This window comes from Streptomyces sp. NPDC088725 (assembly GCF_044751305.1).
Lineage (GTDB): Bacteria > Actinomycetota > Actinomycetes > Streptomycetales > Streptomycetaceae > Streptomyces.
Genome location: NZ_JBIVLO010000001.1, coordinates 681,010 through 706,213 on the forward strand (window position 1 = coordinate 681,010; position 25,204 = coordinate 706,213).

General features: G+C 70.7%; 17 protein-coding genes. 12 read left to right on the plus strand and 5 right to left on the minus strand.

The genetic code is table 11. The features are described from left to right. Window positions 1–38 precede the first annotated feature (38 nt). A complete protein-coding gene (locus ACIP6N_RS02900) occupies window positions 39–2,312 on the minus strand; it encodes an ROK family protein (RefSeq protein ID WP_401812315.1) in 2,274 nt (757 codons plus the stop codon). Window positions 2,313–2,613: 301 nt separating this feature from the next. Here ACIP6N_RS02900 and ACIP6N_RS02905 point away from each other — a divergent pair, with 301 nt between their 5' ends. The 5 genes from ACIP6N_RS02905 to ACIP6N_RS02925 all read left to right on the plus strand — a co-directional run bounded on the left by ACIP6N_RS02905 (window position 2,614) and on the right by ACIP6N_RS02925 (window position 11,346). Beyond that, entirely contained in the window at window positions 2,614–3,588 is a 975-nt protein-coding gene (locus tag ACIP6N_RS02905; protein WP_401812633.1) for an ABC transporter permease subunit, read from the plus strand. Then, a complete protein-coding gene (locus ACIP6N_RS02910; protein ID WP_401812317.1) occupies window positions 3,585–4,523 on the plus strand; it encodes a carbohydrate ABC transporter permease in 939 nt (312 codons plus the stop codon). Before ACIP6N_RS02905 ends, ACIP6N_RS02910 begins: the two co-directional genes overlap by 4 nt. Window positions 4,524–4,590: 67 nt before the next feature. Continuing rightward, window positions 4,591–6,216 carry a substrate-binding domain-containing protein gene (locus tag ACIP6N_RS02915; RefSeq protein WP_401812318.1) on the plus strand — a complete coding sequence of 542 codons (1,626 nt, stop codon included), beginning with the start codon at window positions 4,591–4,593 and terminating at the stop codon, window positions 6,214–6,216. Continuing rightward, the gene (locus ACIP6N_RS02920) at window positions 6,213–8,237 is read left to right on the plus strand and encodes a DUF2264 domain-containing protein (protein ID WP_401812320.1); all 2,025 of its coding nucleotides are present in this window, start codon (window positions 6,213–6,215) and stop codon (window positions 8,235–8,237) included. The genes ACIP6N_RS02915 and ACIP6N_RS02920 overlap by 4 nt, the downstream gene beginning before the upstream one ends. Next, window positions 8,230–11,346 (plus strand): alpha-mannosidase, encoded by a 3,117-nt coding sequence (locus ACIP6N_RS02925; RefSeq protein ID WP_401812321.1) that lies wholly within the window; start codon window positions 8,230–8,232, stop codon window positions 11,344–11,346. Before ACIP6N_RS02920 ends, ACIP6N_RS02925 begins: the two co-directional genes overlap by 8 nt. 107 nt (window positions 11,347–11,453) lie before the next feature. Here ACIP6N_RS02925 and ACIP6N_RS02930 read toward each other — a convergent pair whose 3' ends face one another. The 3 genes from ACIP6N_RS02930 to ACIP6N_RS02940 form a co-directional block, all read right to left on the minus strand. Next, window positions 11,454–12,281, minus strand: coding sequence for an aldo/keto reductase (locus ACIP6N_RS02930; protein ID WP_401812322.1), 828 nt, complete (start codon window positions 12,279–12,281; stop codon window positions 11,454–11,456). Window positions 12,282–12,365: 84 nt separating this feature from the next. Beyond that, complete coding sequence (locus ACIP6N_RS02935) at window positions 12,366–14,189, minus strand: AMP-dependent synthetase/ligase (RefSeq protein ID WP_401812323.1); 1,824 nt, start codon at window positions 14,187–14,189, stop codon at window positions 12,366–12,368. 223 nt (window positions 14,190–14,412) lie between these two features. Then, window positions 14,413–15,918 carry an MFS transporter gene (locus ACIP6N_RS02940; RefSeq protein ID WP_401812324.1) on the minus strand — a complete coding sequence of 502 codons (1,506 nt, stop codon included), beginning with the start codon at window positions 15,916–15,918 and terminating at the stop codon, window positions 14,413–14,415. A gap of 111 nt (window positions 15,919–16,029) precedes the next feature. Here ACIP6N_RS02940 and ACIP6N_RS02945 point away from each other — a divergent pair, with 111 nt between their 5' ends. Next, window positions 16,030–17,013, plus strand: a complete 984-nt coding sequence (locus ACIP6N_RS02945; protein ID WP_401812325.1) for an Lrp/AsnC family transcriptional regulator — start codon at window positions 16,030–16,032, stop codon at window positions 17,011–17,013. A 61-nt stretch (window positions 17,014–17,074) separates the two neighbouring features. On the opposite strand, the gene fdhD is transcribed toward ACIP6N_RS02945, so the two are convergent. After that, a complete protein-coding gene (gene fdhD, locus ACIP6N_RS02950; RefSeq protein ID WP_401812327.1) occupies window positions 17,075–17,908 on the minus strand; it encodes a formate dehydrogenase accessory sulfurtransferase FdhD in 834 nt (277 codons plus the stop codon). Between the two features lie 211 nt (window positions 17,909–18,119). Between fdhD and ACIP6N_RS02955 the strand changes: the two genes are divergently transcribed. The 6 genes from ACIP6N_RS02955 (at window position 18,120) to ACIP6N_RS02980 (ending at window position 25,165) form a co-directional block, all read left to right on the plus strand. After that, the gene (locus ACIP6N_RS02955) at window positions 18,120–19,067 is read left to right on the plus strand and encodes a beta-ketoacyl-ACP synthase III (RefSeq protein ID WP_401812329.1); all 948 of its coding nucleotides are present in this window, start codon (window positions 18,120–18,122) and stop codon (window positions 19,065–19,067) included. A 161-nt stretch (window positions 19,068–19,228) separates the two neighbouring features. Next, window positions 19,229–19,918: a GntR family transcriptional regulator gene (locus tag ACIP6N_RS02960; RefSeq protein ID WP_401812331.1), complete on the plus strand. Its 690-nt coding sequence runs from the start codon at window positions 19,229–19,231 to the stop codon at window positions 19,916–19,918. 146 nt (window positions 19,919–20,064) lie between these two features. Next, window positions 20,065–21,246 carry an ROK family protein gene (locus ACIP6N_RS02965; RefSeq protein ID WP_401812333.1) on the plus strand — a complete coding sequence of 394 codons (1,182 nt, stop codon included), beginning with the start codon at window positions 20,065–20,067 and terminating at the stop codon, window positions 21,244–21,246. A 206-nt stretch (window positions 21,247–21,452) separates the two neighbouring features. Then, a complete protein-coding gene (locus tag ACIP6N_RS02970) occupies window positions 21,453–22,985 on the plus strand; it encodes a sugar ABC transporter ATP-binding protein (protein ID WP_401812335.1) in 1,533 nt (510 codons plus the stop codon). Further along, the gene (locus ACIP6N_RS02975; RefSeq protein WP_401812337.1) at window positions 22,982–24,049 is read left to right on the plus strand and encodes an ABC transporter permease; all 1,068 of its coding nucleotides are present in this window, start codon (window positions 22,982–22,984) and stop codon (window positions 24,047–24,049) included. Before ACIP6N_RS02970 ends, ACIP6N_RS02975 begins: the two co-directional genes overlap by 4 nt. A 78-nt stretch (window positions 24,050–24,127) precedes the next feature. Then, complete coding sequence (locus tag ACIP6N_RS02980) at window positions 24,128–25,165, plus strand: substrate-binding domain-containing protein (RefSeq protein WP_401812339.1); 1,038 nt, start codon at window positions 24,128–24,130, stop codon at window positions 25,163–25,165. Window positions 25,166–25,204: the final 39 nt, after the last annotated feature.

Genomic DNA, 25,204 nt, shown 5'->3' on the forward strand with positions numbered 1-25,204 from the left:
ACGTCCCCGGCCGGGGCGGCCGGGGACCCTCTCGTCCGTCAGCCGCCGAACCGCGCGTGCGTCCGCAGGCGCGGGGCGAACGCCGTGTGGAAGACGGTGGACGCGGCGCCCACCGCCGCCGCGTCGTTCAGCGCCGAGTAGGCGACCCGGACCTCCCGGACCCGCCGGGCCATCGGGAAGCGGTTGACGGCGGCCGAGATCTCCGCGAGGTAGATGTCCGCCACTGCGGGCGGAACGGCGGGTCCGCCGACGATCAGCAGGTCGGTGTCGTACAGGTCGGTCATCCCGACCGCGCCGCGCGCCACCACCCCGGCCACCTCCCGTACGGCGGAGACCGCCCGCGCGTCACCGTCCGCCACGGCGGCGCACACCGCCTCGTGGGGCGATTCGTCCCCGACGGCCAGCCCCGTCCGCGCGGCCTTGTCCACCACGGCCGACATCGGGGCGCACTCCGGGATCATCTGCGGGCCGCCCTCGGGGGTGAGCCGGCCGAGGGCATAGGCGCACAGTTCGCCGAACTCGCCCGCGTTGCCGGTCGATCCGCGGAAGATGTCGCCGTTCAGGAAGGCGCCGCTGCCCGCCCCCGCGCCCAGATAGAGATAGACGAAGTCGCCGGAGCGCTCCGCCGCGCCGAGCCACCGCTCGCCGACGGCGGCGGCCGTGGCGTCCTTCTCCAGCAGGACGGGAATACCCAGCTTCTTGCTCAACTCGGCGCGCAGCGGCACCTCTTGCCACCCCTCGAAGAGCGGCGGGTCGAGGATCACCCCGGCGTTGACGTCGAGGGGCCCCGGCGCCGCCACCCCGACCCCCAGCAGGGTGCCGGAGACGAGCCGTACGGCCTCGGCCGCCTCCGACGCCATCCCCGCCATCCGCTCGATGCACCAGGCCGGGTCACGGCGCCCGGTCAGCGGCAGCTGACGCCGGTCGCGTACGCCCCCGCAGAGATCGACCACGACCTGCGTGATCATCTCCGGGTCGACATGGATCCCGATCGCACAGGCCGCCTCAGGACGCAGCCGCAGCGGTACGCGCGGCTTGCCCCTGCCCGCCGTGCGGCGCGCGTCCTCGGTCAGGAAGCCCGCCGTCAGCAGATTGCGGGTGATGCGGGAGACCGCCTGGGGGGTGAGCCCGGTCTGCGCCGCGATCTCGACGCGGCTGAGCGCGCCGGCCAGCCGGATGCTCTCGATCACCAGCTTCTCGTTGAAGGAGCCGAGGGCCGGCTGATCGAAGGCGCGGTGTGCCACGCGGGACGCGGGGGCCGGCGGACTGCCGTCGGTGGGACGCTGCCACAGATACGGCTCCGCCGTGCCGGAGGCCGCGTGTCTGCGGGTGGAGTCGGCCAGCGAGTCGAGCGCCCGGCGCGCCTTGTGCGGGTGGTGCAGCAGCTCCAGCTGGGCGATCACACAGACGGTGGCGGCCCAGCCCATGGCCGGGTGCGGCCGGTGCCGGACGAGCTGCCCCCGACCGGTCCCGGGATCTCCGGGGCCCCAGGAGATGACGTGCAGGGTGTGTCCCGGGTGCGCCTCGGCGAGCGCCCGTACCCGCTCGGAGAAGCGTTGGCGCGCGGCGGCCTGCTGCCCGCCCCCGTCGTCCGTGCCCCGTCTGTCCGAGTCCCCGTGATCCACGCCCCCGTCGTCCGCGCCCCGTCCCTCCGCACCGCCGCGGTCCGCACCTCCGTCGTCCGCGCCCCGGCCGGTGGTGTGCCGCTGTGCATGGCGCAGTCCGGCGGTCAGTGCGGCGTGCCGCGCCCGGCGCTCCTCGGGCCTGGCCGGTGTGGTGTGCCGCCGGCCCGCGAGGGCGCTCTCGGTGAGGACGACGGCCGCCCTCCCGCTCTCCTCGGCCCAGACGGCTAGCAGTTCGGGCCTGTGGCACTCGAACTCCGGCGCGGTCGGAAGCAGGATCGGGCCTCCGAGGTCCCCTGGAGTGGTACGCCAGCGGTGCCACACCCGGCTGAGCGCGGTGTGGGACAGCCCCAGGTGATCGGCCAACGACCGTGCCGACCAGCTCTGTTGGGGCGCGGGCGGACCCGCGAGCGTGGTGGCGACCGCATCGGCCTCGTCGATACGCGGCGGACGGCCGCTGCGCGGCCGGTGGGCGAGACCGGCGAGACCGTTCGCCGCGTAACGCCGCCGCCAGGCCGTCACGGTGGGGCGTGACACGCCCAGTTGACGGGCGCTGTCCGAGACGCTCAGGCCATCGGCCGCGTCCCGCACTATCCGGGCCCGTACGGCTCTGTCCTCACGGCCCTCGGCCCAGGTGAGGAGCGCGCTCAACTCCGGTTCTGTCAGGGCGAAGTCTGTTGCTCGGTGCATGGGCCCATCCAATGCGGACGCACCCCGCTTGCAAAAGTACTTACTGGCCAATGGGTGCGTACGGGCCTGTCCGGGCGCCGGCCTGCGCCTCTGACGGCGACACGGTACACCTCGTGTTGAGAACGCGCTTTCTGTACGCCTGGGCAGGGATGCAGAGCTGATGAGACGTCACGGGATCCGCCAGGATTTACCTGTTCGAAGCATTGACGTAAGGCAATCCATTGGATTTACATGACACCGCTGGGCCTGGTGCTGGGCCGGAGGCGCCGTATCTCCTCGAAAGGGCTTTCATGCCATGACGATGCTTGACCGACCGGCCGCACGGCCGGATGCGGCGGATCCGCCGCCCCCCGGGAGCGCACGGCGCCTCTGGCGCGGTCCCCGGAACAAGCGCGACAAAGCCCTTCTCTGGTTCGCCCTGCCCGGCACCCTGGTGCTGCTGGTCTTCCACTACGTGCCGCTGCTCGGCAACGTCATCGCGTTTCAGGACTACCAGCCGTTCATCGGCATCATGCACAGCCGCTGGTCCGGCTTCGACAACTTCGCCGTCATCTTCAACGGTGACCCCGCCTTCGTCCACGCGCTGGTCAACACACTCGAACTGACGCTGATCCAAGTCGTTTTCGTGTTCCCGGCGCCCCTGATCCTCGCGCTGCTGCTGAACAGTCTGGTGAGCGAGCGGATCAAGAAGAGCGTCCAGAACATCCTCTACCTGCCGCACTTCCTGTCCTGGGTGGTCGTGGTGGCCGTCTTCCAGCAGATGCTGGGCAACGGTGGTCTGCTCAACGTGTTCCTCCAGGCACACGACATGGGGACCTGGAACATCATCGGCAGCACCGAGCTGTTCAAGTCACTGCTCACCTCGCAGGTCATCTGGAAGGACACCGGCTGGGGCACGATCCTCTTCCTCGCCGCGCTCTCCCGCGTCGACAACGACCTGTACGAGGCGGCCGCCATGGACGGGGCCAGCCGCTGGAAGCAGACCTGGCACGTCACCCTGCCGGCCCTGCGCGGCCTGGTGGTGCTGCTGTTGATCCTGCGGCTCGGCGACGCGCTGAGCGTCGGCTTCGAGCAGATCGTCCTCCAGCAGAACGGCATGGACAAGGGCGTGACCGAGGTACTCGACACCTACGTCTACAACAACGGTCTGGTCGCCGGGCAGTGGGGCGTCAGCGCCGCCGTCGGCCTGGTCAAGGGAGTGGTCGGCGTGGCACTCGTACTGGGCGCGAACAAGGTCGCCCATCTCTTCGGCGAGGAAGGGGTCTACCGGAAATGACCACCCTGTCACCCACCAGGCCCCGCCGCGACACCCGGTCGCGCACGTACAGCGCGATACCCGGCCGGTCACCGGGGTCCCCGCCGTGGCGCGCCGTCAAGTCACTGATCGTGCTGGTCTGTGTCCTGCTGGTGCTCCTCCCGTTCCTGGCCATCGTCTCGACCTCGCTCGCCGACGCCGCGCAGGTCAACGAGACCGGCGGCTTCGTCCTCTGGCCCGACCACCCCACCCTCGGCTCCTACCGGGCGATCCTCCAGGGCGGTCTGGTCTCCCGCGCGCTGCTGGTCAGCATCGGGGTCACCGTCGTCGGTACGGCGCTGAGCCTGCTGTCGTCCGTCCTGCTGGCGTACGGACTGAGCAGGCCGGACAGTTACGGCCACAAGCCCGTCCTGATGCTGCTCCTCCTCTCGATGTTCTTCGTGCCCGGCGTCATCCCCAGCTACCTGCTCGTCAAAGAGCTGGGCCTGATCAACAGTTACTGGTCGCTGATCCTGCCGACCATGATCAACGCGTTCAACGTGATCGTGCTCAGGTCCTTCTTCATGGGACTGCCCGGCGAGATCATCGACGCCGCGCGCATCGACGGCGCCGGTGAACTCCACATCCTGTGGCGGGTCGTGCTGCCGCTGTCCAAGGCCTCGGTCGCGGTGATCGGGCTGTTCTACGCGGTCACGTACTGGAACGCCTTCTTCAACGCGATGGTCTACCTGAACGAGTCCGCCAAGTGGCCGATGCAGATGGTTCTCCGTACATACGTGGTGAACAACGCCGCCATCGGCGCCGGAGAGGCGTCCGCCGCCGGCGCGGCGCTGCCGCCCTCGCAGGCGCTGCAGGCCGCGATCCTCGTGCTGTCCATCCTGCCGATCGTGATCGTCTACCCCTTCCTCCAGCGCCACATGAACAAGGGCGTGATGGTCGGTGCCGTCAAGGGCTGAGCGGTGAGCCGCCCTTGAGAGTCCGAGCCATCCCCTGAGCATCCCCTGAGAGAGCGAGGAACCCGAGATGGGTGCACACCTCACCCGTAGAAACCTGCTCCGCGCGGGGCTCGGAGTCGCGGCGGGCGCGTCACTCGCGGCATGCGGCGACGGCGGCCCCGCGGTCCCGCTCGCCGACGACGCGCAGGTGCGGCTGCCCGACTACGTTCCCTACAAGAGCGTGAAGGCCGACTTCCCTGGCACCGAGGCAGGCGTCCTCAACGGCTATCTGCACTACCCGGACCCACCGGTCCGCGCGTTTCCCGACGGACCGCCCGCCAAGGGCCCCGGGATCAACTTCATGACGCTGATCTTCAATCCGGTGCCGCCGCCCGTCTCGCGCAACACCCTGTGGCGCGAGCTGAATTCGAGCCTCGGCACCGATCTGGACTTCGAGATCGTGCCGGTCGCCGACTACCCGACGAAGTTCTCCCTCACCATCGCGGGCGGCGACCTGCCGGACGGCATGCTCTTCCTGCCCACCGCGCCGCAGCGGCCCGCGACGCTCAACGCGCTGTTCGAGGACCTGTCACCGCATCTGTCCGGCAGCGCGGTCCGCGACTACCCGTACCTCGCCAACATCCCCACGAAGTCGTGGCGCGACACGATCTGCGCCGGCGGCATCTACGGTCTGCCGATGCCCCGGCTGAACACCGGCTCCGTCATGTTCTACCGGGCCGACATCTTCAAGGAGAAGTCGCTCGACCCCAACCCGGCCAGCTTCCAGGAGTTCAAGAAACTCTGCGTGGAACTCTCCGACCCGCGCAGGAGCAAGTACGCCTGCGGAGACCCGCTGACCACCTTCTACTTCGTGATGGAGATGCTGCACGCCCCGAAGGACTGGCGCGAGACGGGCGGAAGATTCACCTGGTGGCTGGAGGAGAGCGAACGCGTCAAACAAGGGCTCGACGCCATGCGCCAGTTGGTCAGGGCACGGGTCATCCATCCCGACGGATTCACCGTCAAGGGCAAGTACAAGGACTGGTTCGGCAACGGCCAGATCGCCATCAACTACGACGGCGCCACCGCCTGGAACGACAATCTCCGGGCCTACGGGGCCGGCAACCCGAAGTTCGACATCGACGGCATGATCGCCCCCGGCTTCGACGGCGGACAGGGCGTCCACTGGGCCGGTGACTCCGCCTACGGCATGCTTGCGCTGAAGAAGGCGCCGCGCGAGCGCATCGAGCAACTGCTGCGCGCGCTCAACGCGCTCGCCGCGCCGTTCGGCACGGACGGCTATCTGCTGCGCAAGTACGGCGTCGCCGGGCACGACTTCGGCTTCAAGGGCACCGACCCGATCCTCAACACGGTCGGCACCACCGAGAACACACTGCCCACGATGTTCGCCACCGACGCGCCCCAGGTCCTCTACTTCCCCGAGGACCCGTCGGTCGTCCCGCGCCAGCACGCCTTCCAGGAGCGCGCCGTGGACATCCTGGTGAGCAACCCCGCCGAGGGCCTGTACTCGGAGACCGACAGCACTCTCGGCGGCACGGCGAAGAACCTCATCCTCGAAGGGACCCTGAAGGGCGTCATGCAGGGCCGTACGACCCTGAAGGAGTGGGACGCTGCCATACGCGACTGGCGCAGGAGCGTCGGCGACAAGACCCGCGGCGAGTTCGAGACGTACTGGGAGAGCCTTCACCGATGACCCCCACAGCCCGCACGCCCCGCACCGGCCCCGAGGCCCGCGCCCACTGGGAGCGGACCGCCGACCAACTGCTGCTGGCCGTACGCCCGTACGCCACCGACAGCCACGCACTCGTCCACCTGCCGGGCACCGCCAGCCACAACGGCACCTGGAGCGACGGCCTCGAAGGCTTCGCCCGTACCTTCCTGCTGGCCGCGTTCCGGCTCGGTGGAGCCGGCGGCGCGGACACCCACGGCCTCGCCCAGTGGTACGCGGACGGGCTCGCCGCCGGCGTGGACCCGGCCAGCCCCGACCGCTGGCCCACGTTCGAGGAGAGCAACCAGGCGAAGGTCGAGGCCGCTTCCATCGCGCTCGCGCTGCACGAGACCAGGCCCTGGATCTGGGACCGGCTCCCCGCGCGCGTCCAGGAACAACTGCTCGCGTGGCTGGGCCGGATGGTCGGCAACACGATGCCGGGCAACAACTGGGTCTGGTTCCAGGCCGTCACCGAAGCCTTCGCCCGCAGTGCGGGCGGCAGTTGGCGCCAGGACGACCTGGACCGCACCATCGCGGTCACCGACGAGTGGTACGCGGACGAGGGGTGGTACTCCGACGGACTCAGCGGAGGCGCGCACCGCAACTTCGACCACTACAACGGCTGGGCCATGCACCTGTACCCGCTGTGGTTCTGCCGGATGACGGGCGACGCGGCACCGCCGGGGCTGCTCGACCGCTACCGCGCGCGGCTCAACCGCTTCCTGGAGGACCAGCGCCTGCTGGTGGGAGCCAACGGCTCCCCGCTGATCCAGGGCCGCTCGATGACCTACCGGTACGCCGCGCTCGCCCCGGTGTGGACCGGCGCCCTCTTCGACGCGACGCCCCTCGCCCCCGGCGAGACCCGCGCCCTCGCGACCCGCACACTCGACCACTTCACCGGGCACGGCGCGGCCGGCGACGACGGACTGCTCACCCTCGGCTGGCACCGTCCCTTCCGCGGGCTGCTCCAGGTCTACTCGGGCCCGGCGTCACCGTACTGGGCCGGCAAGGGCTTCATCGGCCTGCTGCTTCCGCCGCACCACCCGGTGTGGACCGACGACGAGCGCCCCCTCGCGATCGACGAGGGAGACGTCGCCCGTACCCTCCGGGCGCCCGGCTGGCTGCTCTCGGGCACCGCGTCCGACGGTGTCGTACGCGTCGTCAACCACGGCAGCGACCACGCGGATCCCGCACGGCTCCACTCCGACGACCCGTGCTACGCCCGGCTGACGTACTCCACCCACGCCGCGCCCGACATGCCGGACGACCCGGCGGGCGGGCCGGTCGACGGGACCGTGACCCTGGTGGACGCCGAGGGCCGGGCCGCCCACCGCAGGCCGCTGGAGCGGATCTCGGTCGAGGGGGCCACGGGCGTCTCGCGCAGCCGAGCGCACTGGCCGGCCGAGGAGCGCTGGGACCCGTTCGGCGGTCCAGACACCGCGTACGTGAGCGGACCGTGGATCACGGTCGCCTCGGTGCTGCGCGGCGCGGTCGAGATCCGGATCGTACGGGTGGACCCGGCGGCGGACGACACCCAGGACGCCGAGCGGGCCGACGAGATGGGCGGGACAGCCCCGTGGCGGCTGCGGCTCGGCGGCTGGGCGCTCGCCGTGGACGGCGGCGACAGCGCCGAGGAGTCCGCCTGGGCCGAGGGTCCTGGCACCGCCGTCACCGGATCCGGCGGCCTGCGCTCCACCGTCGTCGGACTGCACGGCTTCGACCTGGCCCTGACCCACCGGGCCACCGACGCCAACCCGCTGGGCCCCGAGTCCGCCACCCCGCTGCTGTGGACGGACGGACCCGTCGCGTACGCCACGCCGTACGCCGCCGCCGTACACCTCGGCGGCGACGCGCTGCGGCCCCGGGACCTGCCGCGCCTCGCCACCCGCTTCGAAGGCACCACCGCCGTGGCCGGCGTGACCTGGCCGGACGGCACCCACGACACCGTACGGCTGCCCGCTCCCGACAGCGCGGGCCACCTGGGGAAGGACCCGCACCGTGCATGACGACCGCCGGATCATCGAGGGCCGGATCACCAAGTTCCTCGAGCGGAACCTGCGTCCGGCGCTCTACAGCGACGCCCGCGCGTTCACGCTCGACGCCTGGCACGTGCCCGGCGAGCCGGTGCCGGTCTCCGAGGCGCTGACCGCCCCGTACAGCCCGATGCGGCTCGGTGAGAGCTGGGGCGGCCCGTGGTCGACCACCTGGCTGCGGGTCACCGCCGAGATCCCGGCGGAGTGGACCGGCAAGCGCGTCGAGGCCGTCTTCGACCTCGGCTTCGACCTGACCCGCGGCCCCGGCGGGCAGGCCGAGGGGCTGGTCCACGACGCCCACGGCTCCCCGCTCCAGGGCCTGCACCCGTACAGCCGCAGTGTGCTGCTCGCGGGCAGCGCCACCGGCGGTGAGTCGGTGAACCTGCTCGTGGAACTGGCCGCCAACCCCAACATCTCGGGAAGCCAGGCCAAAGGCACCCACTACGGATCCAGGGAGACGGCCGGCGACGAACACCTCTACGTGCTCAGGACCGCCGAGATCGCGGTGCGCGAGGAGGCCGTCTGGCACCTGATCCACGACATGGAGGTGCTGGACGAGCTGATGCGTCAGCTCTCCGAGGCCTCCTCGCGGCGCCACGAGATCCTGCGCGCCCTGCACCGCGCGGTCGAGGCCGTCGACCCGCGTGACGTGGCGGGCACCGCGCAGGCGGGCCGTGACGTACTCGCCGACGTCCTCTCGCGCCCCGCACACGCCTCGGCGCACACGATCGCCGCCGTCGGCCACGCGCACATCGACTCCGCGTGGCTGTGGCCCGTACGGGAAACCATGCGCAAGTGCGCACGCACCTTCACCAACATGACCACCATGGCGCAGGAGTACCCGGAGCTGGTCTTCGCCTGCTCCTCGGCGCAGCAGTACGCCTGGATCAAGGAGCAGCGCCCGGAGATCTTCAGCCGCATGCAGAAGGCGGCGGCCGCGGGCAACTGGGTCCCGGTCGGCGGCATGTGGGTGGAGGCGGACGGCAACCTGCCGGGCGGCGAGGCCATGGCCCGCCAACTGGTCTACGGACGGCGGTTCTTCGCCGAGGAGTTCGGCATCGAGCAGGACGGCGTCTGGCTGCCCGACTCGTTCGGCTACACCGCCGCGTATCCGCAGCTCGCCAAGCTCGCGGGAGCCAAGTGGTTCCTCACCCAGAAGCTCTCCTGGAACGACACCAACCGGCTGCCGCACCACACCTTCGACTGGGAGGGCATCGACGGTACCCGGATCTTCACCCACTTCCCGCCCGTCGACAACTACAACGCGGAACTCAAGGGCAGCGAACTCGCCCACGCCGAGGCGAACTTCGCCGACAAGGGAGCGGCCACCCGCTCCCTCGCGCCCTTCGGCCACGGGGACGGCGGCGGCGGTCCCACCCGCTCCATGCTGGAGAAGGCGCGCCGGCTGCGCGACCTCGAAGGATCGCCCAAGGTGGAGATCACCCGTCCCACCGAGTTCTTCGCCGCCGCACGCGCCGAGTACGAGGACCTTCCGGTCTGGCGCGGTGAGCTGTACCTGGAGAACCACCGCGGTACGTACACCAGCCAGGCGCGCACCAAGCGTGGCAACCGGCGCAGTGAATCCCTGCTGCGCGAAGCGGAGTTGTGGGCGGCGACCGCCGCCGTGCAGGCCGGCGCGGAGTACCCGTACGAGCGGCTGGAGGCGATCTGGCGCCGGGTGCTGCTCAACCAGTTCCACGACATCCTGCCGGGATCCTCCATCGCCTGGGTGCACCAGCAGGCCGAGCAGGTCTACGGCGACGTACGCGCGGAGCTGGAAGAGATCATCGGCGAGGCCGCGGACCGACTCGCCTCCGCCGGAGGACCGACGCTGCTGAACGCCGGACCCTACGCCCGCCGCGAGGTGGCCGTCCTGCCGGCGGGCGGACCCGGCGTGCCGGGGGCGCAGCAGCTGTCCGACGGGCGGAGCGCGGTGTTCACCGACGCGCCCGCCCTGGGCGCGGGCGCCGCGACGGGCGAACCCGCCGCACCCGTCACGACCCGGGCGGAGCCGGGCGGATTCGTCCTGGACAATGGCCTCGTCTCCGTGACGGTCGATCGCGAGGGCCTGGTCAGGTCCGTGTACGACCACACCGCGAAGCGCGAGGCGATCGCTCCCGGCAGCGCCGGCAATCTGCTCCAACTGCACCCGGACGACCCGAATCTGTGGAGCGCCTGGAACATCGACCACTTCTACCGTGACGTGGTGCGCGATCTCACCGACGCGGACGCGGTGACGCTCAGCGAGGATGGCCCGCTGCTCGCCTCCGTACGCGTCGAGCGCACCTTCGGAGCGTCGAAGATCGTGCAGCACCTCGAACTGGCCGCGGAGAGCAAGCAGGTGACGGTCCGTACGGACATCGACTGGCAGGAGCGCGACGCCGTGCTCAAGGCGGCCTGGCCGCTCGACATCCACGCCGAACGGGAGAGCGCGGAGATCCAGTTCGGCCATGTGCAGCGGCCCACGCACGAGAACACCAGCTGGGACGCGGCCCGTTTCGAACTGTGGGCCCACCGCTGGGTCCACGTCGGCGAGCGCCGCTGGGGCGCGGCCGTACTCAACGACTCCACGTACGGACACGACATCGGCCGCGACACCCGCCCGGACGGGGGCACCACCACGACGGTGCGCCTCTCCCTGCTGCGCGCCCCGCACAGCCCCGACCCGCAGGCCGACCGGGGCGCCCACTCGTTCACCTACGCGCTGCTCGCCGGCGCCGGGACCGAGGAGGCCATCGCGGGCGGCTACGCCCTCAACCTGCCGCTGCGGCCCGCTGTTTCGGGCGGGGCACCGGTCGTCGCGGTCGACAACCCGGACGTCGTGGTCGAGTCGGTGAAGCTGGCCGACGACCGCAGTGGCGATGTGATCGTACGGCTCTACGAGGCATGCGGCGGCGGGACGACGGCCACCCTCTCGGCCACGTTCCCGCTGGCGAGCGCGTACGACTGCGACCTGCTGGAACTGCCCGAGCGCGAACTGACCCTCGCGGCGGACGACTCCTCGGCGGAGCTTCGTCTGCGCCCCTTCCAGATCCGGACACTGCGGCTGCGTCCCAGCCACCCGGAGGCGGCGCCGGCCTGACCCGGAGCGCGCCGGACGCCGCCCCTCACCGGGAGGGACGGCGTCCGGCGCCGCGTCACCGGCCCCCGGGCAGGACCGGCCTCACGCGCGGGCCCGGGAAACCGGGCTCAGTTCACCTCGGTCGGATTCCCGCCGAGACGCTTGCCCTCGTCGAGCGCGGCGAAGGCCGCCAGGTCGTCGTCGTCCAGCTCGAAGCCGAACACGTCGATGTTCTCCGCGATCCGCGACGGCGTCACGGACTTGGGGATCACGACATTGCCGAGCTGGAGGTGCCAGCGCAGCACCACCTGCGAGGCGGTCCTGCCGTGCTTCTGGGCGATCGCCAGGACCGTCGGGACGTCGAGGAGACCCTTGCCCTGACCCAGCGGGGACCAGGCCTCCGTGACGATGCTGCGCGCCGCGTGGAAGGCACGCGACTCGGCCTGCTGGAACTGCGGGTGCAGCTCGATCTGGTTGACGGCCGGGACCACGGAGGTCTCGCCGGCCAGCCGCTCCAGGTGCTCGGGCAGGAAGTTGGAGACGCCGATGGCCTTGGCACGGCCGTCCGCGTAGATCTTCTCGAACGCCTTGTACGTGGAGAGGTAGTTGTCCTTGGCCGGGGTCGGCCAGTGGATGAGATAGAGGTCGACGTAGTCGAGCCCGAGCTTGCCCAGCGACACGTCGAACGCGCGCAGCGTCGAGTCGTACCCCTGGTCGGCGTTCCACAGCTTGGTGGTGACGAACAGCTCGTCGCGCGCGATCCCGGAGCCGGCCAGCGCCTTGCCCGTGCCCTCTTCGTTGCCGTAGATCGCTGCGGTGTCGATGCTGCGGTACCCGGCCTCGAGAGCGGTTCCGACGGCCTGGGCCGCCTCGTCGTCCGGCACTTGCCAGACGCCGTAACCGAGCTGGGGCATCTCGATACCGTTGTTGAGTGTGAGGGAGGGGACCTGGCTCACGGGCGGTCGATCCTTACGTTGTCGGTTGTCTCACCTGGCCCAACGATCACACACGCGGACGAATTCCCGCTTCGTGCGCGCTGTTCAGCGGTAGAGCGCCTCGACCTCAACGGTGTAGGCGGTCTCTATCGCCCTCCGCTTGAGCTTCAGCGACGGTGTCAGCAGACCCTGCTCCTCGCTGAAGGGATGCGCCAGGATCCGGAACGTACGGATCGACTCGGCCTGCGACACCGAGGTATTGGCCGCCACCACCGCGCGCCGCACCTCCATCTCCAGGTCCGGATCCCGCACCAGGTCCTTGGACTTGAGCCCCGGCTTGCCCTGCACCGACAGCCAGTGCTCCACGGCCTCGTGGTCCACGGTGACGAGCGCGGCTATGTAGGGCCTGTCGTTGCCGACGACGATGCACTGCGCCACCAGCGGATGCGCGCGTACCCGTTCCTCCAGGGCGCCGGGCTGCACACTCTTGCCGCCGGAGGTGACCAGGATCTCCTTCTTGCGCCCGGTGATGGTGAGATAGCCGTCCTCGTCGAGCGCCCCCAGGTCACCGGTGGCGAGCCAGCCGTCGTGCAGGCTGCCGTTCGTGGACTTCGGGTCGTTGAGGTACCCGGAGAACACATGGCCGCCGTGCAGCCACACCTCTCCGTCGTCCGCGATGTACACCGAACTGCCCGGAATCGGCTGGCCGACCGTGCCGTACCGGGCCCGCTCCGGCGGGTTGACGGTGCTCGCCGCGCAGGACTCCGTCAGGCCGTACCCCTCGAAGATCGTCACGCCCGCCCCCTCGAAGAAGAGACCGAGCCGCCGGTCCATCCCGGAACCGCCGGAGAACGCGTACCGCACCCTGCCCCCCATCGCGGCGCGCACCTTGGCGTAGACGGTCTTCTCGAAGAACTGGTGCTGCATCCGCAGCGCCGCGGAGGGACCGGAACCGACGCCGAAGGCCCGCCGCTCCATGGCCTCCGCGTACGTGATCGCGACTTCCACGGCCTTCTCGAAGATCCCGCTCTTTCCCTCGCGTTCCGCCTTGCGGCGCGCGGAGCCGGACACCTTCTCGAAGATGTACGGCACGGCGAGCAGGAACGAGGGCCGGAACGCGACCAGGTCGGGCAGCAGCGCGCTCGCCCGCAGCTCCGGCTGGTGGCCCAGCTTCACCTTGCCGCGGATCGCCGCGATCTCCACCATCCGCCCGAAGACGTGTGCGAGGGGCAGGAAGAGCAGCGTCGAGGCCTGGTCGCGGCGCTTGGACTGGAAGACCGGATTCCAGCGGTGGATGACCGTGTCGGCCTCGTACATGAAGTTGGCGTGCGTGAGCACGCAGCCCTTGGGACGTCCCGTGGTGCCCGAGGTGTAGATGATGGTGGCCACCGAGTCCGGCGTCACCGCCCTGCGGTGCCGGTGGACCATCTCGTCCTCGATGCCGGCGCCGTCCGCGAGCAGTTCGCCGACCGCTCCCGCGTCCAGCTGCCACAGCCGCTTGAGCAGCGGCAGCCGGTTGATCACGGAACCGACCGTCATCGCGTGGTCCTCGTTCTCGACCATGCAGGCCGAGACCTCCGCGTCGTGCAGCATCCACAGGACCTGCTCGGCCGACGACGTGGGGTAGAGCGGCACGGACTGGGCGCCGATGGACCAGAGCGCGAAGTCGAACAGCGTCCACTCGTAACGGGTACGGGACATGAGCGCGACCCGGTCACCGAACCGGACGCCCTGGGCCAGCAGCCCCTTCGCCAGTGCGAGCACGTCGTCACGGAACTCGGCGCAGGTCATGTCCTGCCACTGGCCGTCGTCGTCCTTACGGCCGAGCGCGACGCAACCCGGGTCTTCCCGGGCATTGTCGAACACGGCATCCGCGAGCCCACCGACGTGGGGCGCGGCGTCGAGAGAGGGAGAGGTGAACTCGCGCAATGACTTCGCTCCTTGTGGCGCTCCGCACAGCGCCGTGACGCTACCCCACGGCGGGCCCCTGACGGAGCCCGCCGCAGGGTGCCCGAGTCGGGTCAAAACGCCACAGGTCAGCGGTAGAAAAAGGGCCAACCAGCAGGCCCCGGGCTTCTTCTGACCGAAGGGTAAGCGGGGCGCGGCCGAATCTCCACCGAATCCGTACGCGGCTGTCACCGCCCTCGGAGCTTCACCCCTGCCCGGCGGGAACCGCGGTCTTCCGCTCCGTCCGCGGAGCCGAAGGAGCCGGTGCCGGCGTACGTACCCACACCAGGACCGCGATACCCGCGAGCAGCCCGGCGGCCCCGGCCACGAGCGCCGCCCCGTTCAGCCCCGCCGCGAAGGCCGCGCGCAGCGCCTCCTCCGGCACGGCGCCGTGCAGCGCCCGCGCCCCGCCGCCGGCCAGCGTGTGCGCGGCCGCGTCGGGATCGGCCGTGGCACCCTGCAGCGCCGACGTCATCCTGCTGGTCGCCACCGTACCGAACACGGCGACACCCAGCGCGAATCCCAGCTGCCGGAACGTGTTGACCGCGCCGCCCGCCATCCCCGCGTCACGCGGCGGTACGGAGGCGAGCGCGGCGCCCGCGAGGGAGGGCGACACCAGCCCGACCCCGACCCCGGCCAGCCCGAGGCCGACGGCGAGCGAAGCCCATCCCGACTGCGCGTCCAGGGTGGCCTGGGCGAAGGTGCCGCCGCCGATGCACAGCAGCCCGACGCCGATCACCAGCCGCGACTGCGCGCCGTGCAGCAGCCGTCCGGACAGCGCGGCCACGACGAACGACATGACCGCGAGCGGCAGCAGCGCGAGACCACCGCGGATCGGGCTCATGCCGAGCATCGTCTGCAACCAGATCGACGTGTACGGCAGCACCCCGAACGCGGCCGCGTTGAAGCACAGCGCCGCCACCATGACCGCCACGAACGACGCCCCGCGGAACAGCCTGAGGTCGATCAGCGGCTCAGCGATCCGCAGTTCCACGGCGATGAACGCGACCAGAGCCAGCGCCGCCACCACGAAGGCGGTGCCCGACTGCGCGGAGGTCCAGCCCTCGGAACCGGCCCGCACCACCGCGAAGGTCAGCGCACCGGCGAACAGCGCGAAGCACGCCGTACCCGCCCAGTCGATCCGCCTGGCGTGCTCGTTGCGCGACTCCGGGACGACACGCACCGTCATCCAGATCGCCACCACGCTCACCGGCAGGTTGATGAAGAAGATCCACCGCCAGCCGAGCCCTTCCGTCAGCACCCCGCCGAGCACCGGACCCAGCGCGGCGGCGGCCCCGCTCACCGCGCCCCAGATACCGAGCGCGAACGAGCGGTCCCGCCCCTGGTACGACGAGCCGAGCAGCGACAGCGTCGTGGCGAACATCGCCGCCGCGCCCACCCCCTGGAGCCCCCGCAGCGCTATCAGCGCGCCGGTGGAGGTGGCCAGACCGCAGCCGAGCGACGCCAGGGCGAACAGGCCCGTGCCCACCGCGTACATCCGGCGCCGTCCCACCACATCGGCCGCGGCCCCGGCCCCCAGCAGCAGCGCGGCGAGCACCAGCGCGTAGATGTCGATCACCCACTGGAGGTCCGCGAGCGAGGCGCTGAGCCCCGTGGCCATCCCCGGCAGCGCGACGATCACGATGGTCACGTCCAGCAGCAGCATGAACGTGCCCAGACAGACCGCGACCAGCGGTCCCCACTTGCGCATGATGTTTCCCCTTCAACGGTGCTTTCCCCCCTACGATCGGAGATCCGCCCCGACATCCAGCAGCCGGAGTCGCCTGCGCGCCGGAATCCGACACCGAACGGGACTCACCCGATGGAAAACCACACGTTCGACCGGCTCGACCTCCAGTTGCTGCACGCCCTGGAGACCGACGGCCGTGCCCCCTTCAGCCGGATAGCCGAGGTCCTCGGCGTCTCCGACCAGACGATCGCCCGCCGCTTCCGCCGGATGAGAGCGGAGATGAACGTACGGGTCGTCGGCGTGCGCGACGGCGAACGGCTGGGCCAGGACAGCTGGATGCTCCGCCTCCGCTGCACCCCGGACACCGCGGACCAACTCGCCCACGCGCTCGCCCGCCGCCCGGACACCGCCTGGGTGGGCATCACCTCGGGCGGCACGGAAGTCGGCTGCACGACCCGCTCACCCCATCTGGACCGCCTCCTCAACAGACTGCCGCGCACCGTCCTGGAGACCCGCGCGCACCAACTGCTGCACCGCTTCTACGGCGGCCCGGAAGGCCTGCTGCGCAAGAGCGGAGTGCTGACGGGCGAACAGGTAAGGAAACTGCGCGAGAGCGCCCCCACCAGACCGGTCCCGCCGGCCGGCCCCGCGGCCCTGACACCGGACGACGAACCTCTGGTCACGGCCCTGGAGCAGGACGGCAGGGCGACCGTCGCGGAACTCCAGCGCGCCACCGGCCGCCAGGAGTCCGCCGTACGCCGCAGGCTCGACCAGCTGCTCCGGTCCGGGGCGCTCTACATCGACATGCAGTTCGAGCGGGACGGCTTCGAGTACAGCAGCCGCGCCGTCCTGTGGATCACGGCCGCACCCTCGGCACTCGCCACGGTGGGCCAGGCGCTGGCCGCCCACCCCGAGGTGGCGTTCGCCTCGGCGACCTCAGGAGGCAGCAACCTGGTGGCGGTCGTCGTCTGCCGCGACACGGCGTCCGTCTACCGCTACCTCAGCGAGGGGGTGGGCGGACTGGAAGGCGTCCAGCACGTGGAATGCGCGCCGGTACTGCGCACGGTCAAGCAACTGACGTACGCGGAACGCCGAAGGGCCGGCGCCAGAGCGTAGCGACGGCGGCAGCCACGGCACACCGCGCGGTCAGCCGCACGCACGACCACACGGCAGGCCGCTACACCGTGCCCGCGACCCGCGAGGCCCCCGCGTACACGTTCATCGACGTCCCCCGCAGAAAGCCCACCAGCGTGAGACCCGCCTCCGCCGCCAGGTCCACCGCGAGCGACGACGGCGCCGAGACCGCCGCCAGCACCGGGACGCCCGCCATCACCGCCTTCTGGGCCAGTTCGAACGAGGCACGTCCCGAGACCAGGAGGACCGACCGGGACAGCGGCAGCAGGTCCCGGCGCAGCGCCCTGCCGATCAGTTTGTCGACCGCGTTGTGGCGGCCCACGTCCTCGCGGACGTCCAGCATGTCGCCGTGCTCGGTGAACAGCGCCGCCGCGTGGAGGCCGCCGGTCCTGTCGAAGACCTGCTGCGCCGCCCGCAGCCGGTCGGGAAGGACGGCGAGGAGGGAGGGCTCGACCAGGACCGGGGGCGTGTCGTCGATCGCGAAGCGGGCGGTGGTGCGTACCGCGTCGAGGCTCGCCTTGCCGCACAGGCCGCAGGACGAGGTCGTGTAGACGTTGCGCTCCAGCGTGATGTCCGGAACCGGGACGTCCGGCGCGAGCCGTACGTCGACGATGTTGTACGTGTTGGAGCCGTCGTCCTTCGCTCCGGCGCAGTACACGATCGACCGTACGTCGGAGGCCGCCGCGAGCACCCCCTCGCTGACCAGGAAGCCCGCCGCGAGCGCGAAGTCGTCGCCCGGTGTGCGCATGGTGATGGCGAGCGGCTTGCCGTTCAGCCGGATTTCCAGCGGTTCCTCGGCGACCAGCGTGTCGGAGCGGGCCGAGACGACTCCGTCCCGTATACGAATGGTGCGGCGGCGTTCTGTGACCCGTCCCATGTGACCAGCCCTACTCGTTCGACTCGGCGTTCACGGTCTCACGGCGGCCGGAGCCCACGCCACGCAGTCACTCGATGAGCACGCGGCCGCTCAATGTGGCGGAGTCTCCAAAGGACGCGGGTGAATCCTGTTGATTCGCCTGTCTTCGTACTGGTGAGTCGCTGACGAGACTGAGGGGCTCCTCACGTCGACAGCAGAAGGGGGTCCTGGCATGGCCGGTACTCGTATCGCCGCGCTCGGGCACTATCAGCCTGCCAGGGTGCTCACCAACGACGATCTGGCGAGCATGGTCGACACCAGCGACGAGTGGATCCGCAGCCGGGTCGGGATCAGGACCCGGCATGTCGCGGGTCCCGACGAACCGGTGGACGAGCTGGCCGCGCACGCCGGCGCCAAGGCGCTCGCCTCCGCCGGCCTGGCGCCCGCGGACATCGATCTGGTGCTGGTCGCCACGTCCACCGCCATCGACCGCTCGCCCAACACAGCCGCCCGGGTCGCGGCCCGGCTCGGGATGGACTCGCCCGCCGTCATGGACCTCAATGTCGTCTGCGCGGGGTTCACCCACGCCCTGGCGACGGCCGACCACGCGGTACGGGCGGGCGGGGCGTCCCGGGTCCTGGTCGTCGGCGCCGACAAAATGGCCGCGGTCGCGGACTGGACCGACCGGTCGACCTGCGTCCTCGTCGGGGACGGCGCGGGCGCCGCTGTCGTCGAGGCGTCGCGGCCCGGCGAGGAGCCGGGGATCGGACCGGTGGTCTGGGGCTCGGTGCCGGAGATGGGGCACGCCGTACGGATCGAGGGCACCCCGCCCCGGTTCGCGCAGGAGGGGCAGGCCGTCTACCGGTGGGCGACCACCCAACTGCCTCCGATCGCGCGCCAGGTCTGCGCGCGGGCGGGGATCACGCCCGGGGAACTGGACGCGGTCGTCCTGCACCAGGCGAACCTGCGGATCATCGAACCCCTCGCGCAGAAGATCGGCGCGGTCAACGCCGTGATCGCGCGCGACGTCGTGGATTCAGGCAATACGTCGGCCGCGTCGATCCCGATGGCGCTGTCCAAGCTGGTGGCGCGCGGAGAGGTCGTCTCGGGGGCGTCGGCGCTGCTCTTCGGCTTCGGCGGGAACCTCTCGTACGCCGGCCAGGTGATCCGCTGCCCGTGATCGGCCGGAAAGCGCGGCGGCGGCCGGGAGCTGCCGCGACGGCCGGGAAGCGCCGTGATCTGTCCGTGATCGTTGCGCCCGTAGACTGCGGGCGGTCGCCGAGGCCTTGATTCCGTCAAGGCATCAGGGGCGCCGCCTCGCCGGGAGAAGAAGGAAACAGGATGTTGTCAGCCGGGCTGCCGCAGGGAACCGTGCCCAGGCTGGAACGACCGGGGCCCCTGCGCGAGCGGGTCTACGAGGCGCTGCTCGACCTGATCGCGACCCGCGCGCTGCTCCCCGGACAGCACCTGGTCGAAAGCGAACTGGCCGGTCATCTGGGAGTGTCACGCCAGCCGGTACGTGAGGCGCTTCAGCGTCTGAACACCGAGGGATGGGTCGATCTGCGCCCGGCCCAGGGTGCGTTCGTCCATCGGCCGACCCAGGGCGAGGCCGACCAACTACTTTCCGTTCGTATCCTGTTGGAGGCCGAGGCGGCAAGGCTTGCGGCGGCCGGCTCCGCCGGGACCGATTCCGGGACCGGGATCGCCGAGCTGGAGGCGCTGTGCGCCGGAGGCGAGCGGTCGGTGGCGGACGGCGACGCGGACGCGGCGGTCGCCGCGAACGCGGCCTTCCACGCCAAGATCGTGGAGCTGGCCGGCAACCCCGTGCTGGCCGGGCTGGCCGCCCAGGTGGACCGCCGGGCCCGCTGGTACTACGCGACGGTCGCCGTGCGACGCGGCCGGGAGTCCTGGGCCGAGCACCGCGCGGTGCTCGCCGCGATCGTGCAACGGGACGAGGCGCGCGCGTCCGAGCTGATGCGCGGCCACACCGAGCACACCAGGACCACCTACCTTCACGGCGCGCCCAACTGACGCAGCGTTCACCTTTGTCCTCGGTGTGGAGAAAGTTACCGCGGATTCCTGCTCAACTTCTTCCCACTACGGGCAAGCGCTGCTACGTTCCCCTCCAAAGCCCGACGGAATTACGGCCGACAGGCGGGGAGGGGCGCGTGAGACGTATGACCGCACGACCGGCGAACGCGCACCAGGCGCGACTGCTCAGGCTGTTGCGCGACGGAGGCCCCAACTCCCGTGCTCAGCTGGGTGATCAGGTCGACCTCTCGCGTTCCAAGCTCGCCGTCGAGGTCGACCGGCTGCTGGAGACCGGGCTGGTGGTCGCCGACGGGCTCGCCGCCTCGCGCGGCGGGCGGCGGTCGCACAACATCCGGCTCGCTCCCGCGCTGCGTTTCCTCGGCGTGGACATCGGGGCCACCTCCATCGATGTCGCCGTGACCAACGCGGAGTTGGAGGTCCTGGGGCATCTCAACCACCCCATGGACGTACGTGAGGGCCCGGTCGCCGTCTTCGAGCAGGTCCTCGCGATGGCGAGCAAGCTCAAAGTCTCCGGTCTCGTCGACGAGTTCGACGGAGCCGGGATCGGCGTGCCGGGGCCCGTCCGCTTCCCCGAAGGTGTGCCGGTCGCGCCGCCGATCATGCCGGGCTGGGACGGCTATCCCGTCCGGGAAGTGCTCAGCCAGGAACTCGGCTGTCCCGTCATGGTCGACAACGACGTGAACCTGATGGCGATGGGGGAGCAGCACGCCGGCGTCGCCCGCTTCGTCGGCGACTTCCTCTGCGTCAAGATCGGCACCGGCATCGGCTGCGGCATCGTCGTCGGCGGTGAGGTCTACCGGGGGACGACGGGCAGCGCGGGCGACATCGGCCACATCCAGGTCGAGCCGGACGGACGCGCCTGCGCCTGTGGCAACAAGGGATGTCTGGAAGCCCACTTCAGCGGCGCCGCGCTCGCGCGCGATGCCGAGGAGGCGGCGCGCACCGGGCGTTCACCCGAGCTGGCGGCCCTGATCGGGACGGGGAGAACGCTCACCGCGGTAGACGTCGCCGCGGCCGCGGCCGCGGGCGATGCCACGGCGCTCGATCTCATCCGCGAGGGCGGGAACCGCGTCGGCCAGGTCATCGCCGGCCTGGTGAGCTTCTTCAACCCGGGGCTGGTGGTGATCGGCGGTGGTGTGACCGGACTCGGCCACACACTGCTCTCCAGCGTCCGGACCCAGGTCTACCGGCAGTCCCTGCCGCTGGCCACCGGCAATCTCCCCATCGTCCTGGGCGAGTTGGGGCCGAACGCCGGGGTCACCGGTGCGGCCAGGCTCATCAGCGACCATCTGTTCTCACCGGCCTGACACCGGTGGCGCACGACCACTGTTCCACCGAGCAGCACCGTCACACCGAGCCGTAACCCGTCACACCGAGCCGTACCCCGACCCACCGCACGAGCCGCACGAGCCGCACGACCGCACGAGCCGCACCACCGCACACGCACGACAGCCGCACCGCACCTGTTGTCGCCCTGCCCGCTCTACGGCCGCATCCGCCGAGGGGATACGCCATGGCATCCGCACCACCGGAAAACGCTCTGCTCACCATGTCGGGCATCACCAAGCTGTTCCCCGGCGTCCGTGCCCTCGACGGCGTGGATCTGTCGGTCCAGGCGGGGGAAGTCCACTGCCTGCTCGGCCAGAACGGCGCCGGCAAGTCCACCCTCATCAAGGTGCTCGCCGGCGCGCACCAGCCCGACGGCGGTGTGATCACCTGGCGGGGCGAAGAAGTCACGCTCAAGTCGCCCATCGCCGCGATGCGGCTCGGCATCGCGACCATCTACCAGGAACTCGACCTGGTGGAAGGCCTGTCGGTGGCCGAGAACATCTTCCTCGGCCATGAGCTGACGGCTGCGGGCTTCGTCGTCAAGGGCCGCGAGGCGAGGGCGCGAGCGACCGCGCTGCTCGCCCGGCTCGGTCACCCGGAGATCCAGGCACACCGGCCCGTGGGCTCGCTCTCCGCCGCCCAGCAGCAGATCGTGTCGATGGCCAGGGCGCTCTCCCACGACGTACGCCTGATCGTGATGGACGAGCCGTCAGCGGCGCTCGACCCCGACGAGGTCGACAACCTCTTCCGCGTCGTCGCCACGCTCACCGCCGACGGTGTGGCCGTCGTCTACATCTCCCACCGTCTTGAGGAGATCCGGCGCATCGGCGACCGCGTCACCGTCATCAAGGACGGACGCACCGTGGCCGTCGGTCTCCCCGCGAAGGAGACCCCGACCAGCGAGGTCGTCGCGCTGATGACCGGACGCCATGTCGAGTACGTCTTCCCCGAGCGTTCCAGGGCCACCGGCACGCCGTCCGGCGAACCCGTGCTGCGGGTCGAAGGGCTCGCCAGGGAAGGCGAGTTCGCCCCCGTCGACCTCGAACTGCGGCCCGGCGAGATCGTCGGCCTCGCGGGGCTCGTCGGCTCGGGACGCTCCGAGATCCTGGAGACGATCTACGGCGCGCGCAAGGCGAGCGCGGGACGCGTCCTCGTCGACGGCGCTCCGCTCAGGCCCGGCAGCGTACGTGCGGCGGTCCGCGCGGGACTCGGGCTCGCGCCCGAGGAGCGCAAGGCCCAGGGCCTGCTGATGCTCGAGTCCGTCACCCGCAATGTGTCGGTGTCGACCCTGTCGCGCTTCTCGCGCGGCGGCTGGCTCAACCACTCGGCGGAGCGCACGGCGGCCCAAGCCGCCACCAGAGAACTCTCCCTGCGCCCCGACAATCCGGATGCCCGCATCCGCACACTCTCCGGCGGCAATCAGCAGAAAGCGGTCCTCGCCCGCTGGCTGCTGCGCGGCTGCCGGGTGCTGCTGCTCGACGAACCCACCCGCGGCGTCGACGTCGGCGCCCGGGCCGAGCTGTACGCCGTGATCCGCCGGCTGGCCGACGACGGCCTTGCCGTACTTCTCGTCTCCAGCGAGGTCCCCGAAGTCCTGGGCCTCGCCGACCGGGTGCTGGTGCTCCGTGAGGGCCGTGTCGTCCACCGGGCGCCGGCCGAGGAGCTGGACGAGCACCGTGTACTCGACCTTGTGATGGAAGGGAGTCCGACGCCATGAACCAGCCTGCCTCCCAGGCGCAGCAGGGCGGGCCCGACGCGGCGGCCGCACCTGAACCGCTCACGCCCGCGGCCGACAGAGCCAAACCCCCCGCGGGAAAGGGGGGCCGGCCGGCCCTCGGACTGCGGCTCGACGTCCGTAACCTCTCGCTGCTCGGTGTGCTCGTCGCGCTGATCATCGTCGGTGGCATCACCAAGCCCGATCAGTTCCTGGATGTCAACAACCTGCAACTCGTCCTGACGCAGGCCTCGGTGATCGGTGTGGTCACCGTCGGCGTCACCTTCGTCATCACCAGCGGTGGCATCGACCTGTCGGTCGGTGCGATCGTGGCGCTGGCCTCGGTGTGGGCGACGACAGTGGCCACGCAGGAGTTCGGCTTCTTCGGCATCCTCTTCACGGCCGTGCTCGTGGGCCTCGGATGCGGACTCGTGAACGGCCTCCTGATCGCGTACGGCGGGATGGTGCCGTTCATCGCGACGCTCGCGATGCTCGCCTCCGCCCGCGGTCTCGCCCTCCAACTCACCGGCGGCAAGACGCAGATCGTCACCGTGCAGTCGGTACTCGACCTCGGTGTGCGGGACTCGTACATCCTCGGGATACCGCCGCTCGTCCTGGTCTTCGCGGCGGTCACGATCGTCGGCTGGCTGGTCCTCAACCGGACGACGTTCGGCCGCCGTACGGTCGCGGTCGGCGGCAACCCGGAGGCCACCCGGCTCGCCGGCATCGACGTCCGCAGGCAGCGGCTCTACCTGTACCTGCTCTCCGGGCTCTGCTGCGGTATCGCGGCCTTCCTGCTGATCGTCCTCGCGGGGTCGGGCCAGAACACCAACGGGAACCTGTACGAGCTGGACGCGATCGCCGCGGCGATCATCGGCGGCACGCTCCTCAGCGGCGGCCGCGGCACCATCGTCGGCTCCGTACTGGGCGTCCTGATCTTCACCACGATCACCAACATCTTCGCGCTCAACAACCTCCAGAGCGACGTCCAGCAGATCGCCAAGGGCGCCATCATCGTCGCCGCCGTACTGGTCCAGCGCAGAACCGGGCGAGGCGGCGAGGCCTGACCCCGCGCCACCCGCGTCTCGCACCACCCGCACCCGCACGTCACCCGTACCGCCCTACCGTGAAGGGTTTGATCCGTCATGCCAGAAACCAGTCGCAGAGGACTGCTCTTCGGCACCGCCGCCGTCTCGGCGGGCGCCTTCCTCACCGCCTGCACCAGCAACGAGCCGGCCAAGAAGGAGACCGCGGCCGCGAGCCGTCCGGCCGCCGCCGACAAGCCCGGCAAGCACGTCACCATCGGCTTCGCGGGCCCGCAGGCCGACCACGGCTGGCTCAACGCGATCAACGAGCAGGCCAAGTCGCGCGCCGCGTCGTACTCCGACGTGACGCTGGAGGCCACCGAGGGCTCCAACGACACCGCGGCGCAGATCGGCCAGGTCGACACGCTGATCAACAAGAAGGTCGACGTGCTCGTCGTGCTGCCCGGCGACGGCAAGGCGCTCACGCAGGCCGGCCTCAAGGCGATGCGGGCCGGGATCCCCGTGATCAACCTGGACCGGATCTTCGATACCCCCCAGGCCTACCGCTGCTGGATCGGCGGAGACAATTACGGGATGGGTCTCAACGCGGGCAACTACATCGGCGAGAAACTGAAGGACAAGCCGAATGCCAAGGTCATCGAGCTGGCCGGCATCGATGCCCTCGAACTGACCCAGCAGCGCAGCAAGGGCTTCGACGACGCACTGAAGAACTTCCCCAACATCAAGAAGGTGGCCCGTCAGTCCGCCGACTTCACCGTGGAGTCCGGCCAGGCCAAGATGGCCCAACTGCTCCAGGCCCAGCCCAAGTTCGACGCCATCTGGAACCACGACGACGACCAGGGCGTGGGCGCGCTGCGTGCCATCGACCAGGCCGGACGAGACGGCTTCCTGATGGTCGGCGGCGCCGGCTCCAAGGCGGCGATGGACGCGATCAAGGCGGGCAACAGCGTCCTCCAGGCGACCGTGCTCTACCCGCCGACCATGGCCGCCTCCGCCATCGACCTGGCCCGCGCCCTGGCTCAGTCCAAGGGCATCGGCGGGATCTCCGAGACGGAGATCCCCACCCAGATCACGGTCTTCTCGGCCGTGGTCGACAAGACGAACATCGACAAGTACCTGCCGCAGGGCTTCAGCTGACAGATCCCCGCGTCAGCCCCCCACCGCGCGAAAGACGAG

Bases quoted from the DNA above. Each gene is read 5' to 3' on its own strand.
- ACIP6N_RS02900 (WP_401812315.1), bottom strand. From the start codon at position 2,312: ATGCACCGAGCAACAGACTTCGCCCTGACAGAACCGGAGTTGAGCGCG.
- ACIP6N_RS02905 (WP_401812633.1), top strand. From the start codon at position 2,614: ATGCTTGACCGACCGGCCGCACGGCCGGATGCGGCGGATCCGCCGCCC.
- ACIP6N_RS02910 (WP_401812317.1), top strand. From the start codon at position 3,585: ATGACCACCCTGTCACCCACCAGGCCCCGCCGCGACACCCGGTCGCGC.
- ACIP6N_RS02915 (WP_401812318.1), top strand. From the start codon at position 4,591: ATGGGTGCACACCTCACCCGTAGAAACCTGCTCCGCGCGGGGCTCGGA.
- ACIP6N_RS02920 (WP_401812320.1), top strand. From the start codon at position 6,213: ATGACCCCCACAGCCCGCACGCCCCGCACCGGCCCCGAGGCCCGCGCC.
- ACIP6N_RS02940 (WP_401812324.1), bottom strand. From the start codon at position 15,918: ATGCGCAAGTGGGGACCGCTGGTCGCGGTCTGTCTGGGCACGTTCATG.
- ACIP6N_RS02945 (WP_401812325.1), top strand. From the start codon at position 16,030: ATGGAAAACCACACGTTCGACCGGCTCGACCTCCAGTTGCTGCACGCC.
- fdhD (WP_401812327.1), bottom strand. From the start codon at position 17,908: ATGGGACGGGTCACAGAACGCCGCCGCACCATTCGTATACGGGACGGA.
- ACIP6N_RS02955 (WP_401812329.1), top strand. From the start codon at position 18,120: ATGGCCGGTACTCGTATCGCCGCGCTCGGGCACTATCAGCCTGCCAGG.
- ACIP6N_RS02960 (WP_401812331.1), top strand. From the start codon at position 19,229: ATGTTGTCAGCCGGGCTGCCGCAGGGAACCGTGCCCAGGCTGGAACGA.
- ACIP6N_RS02965 (WP_401812333.1), top strand. From the start codon at position 20,065: ATGACCGCACGACCGGCGAACGCGCACCAGGCGCGACTGCTCAGGCTG.
- ACIP6N_RS02970 (WP_401812335.1), top strand. From the start codon at position 21,453: ATGGCATCCGCACCACCGGAAAACGCTCTGCTCACCATGTCGGGCATC.
- ACIP6N_RS02975 (WP_401812337.1), top strand. From the start codon at position 22,982: ATGAACCAGCCTGCCTCCCAGGCGCAGCAGGGCGGGCCCGACGCGGCG.
- ACIP6N_RS02980 (WP_401812339.1), top strand. From the start codon at position 24,128: ATGCCAGAAACCAGTCGCAGAGGACTGCTCTTCGGCACCGCCGCCGTC.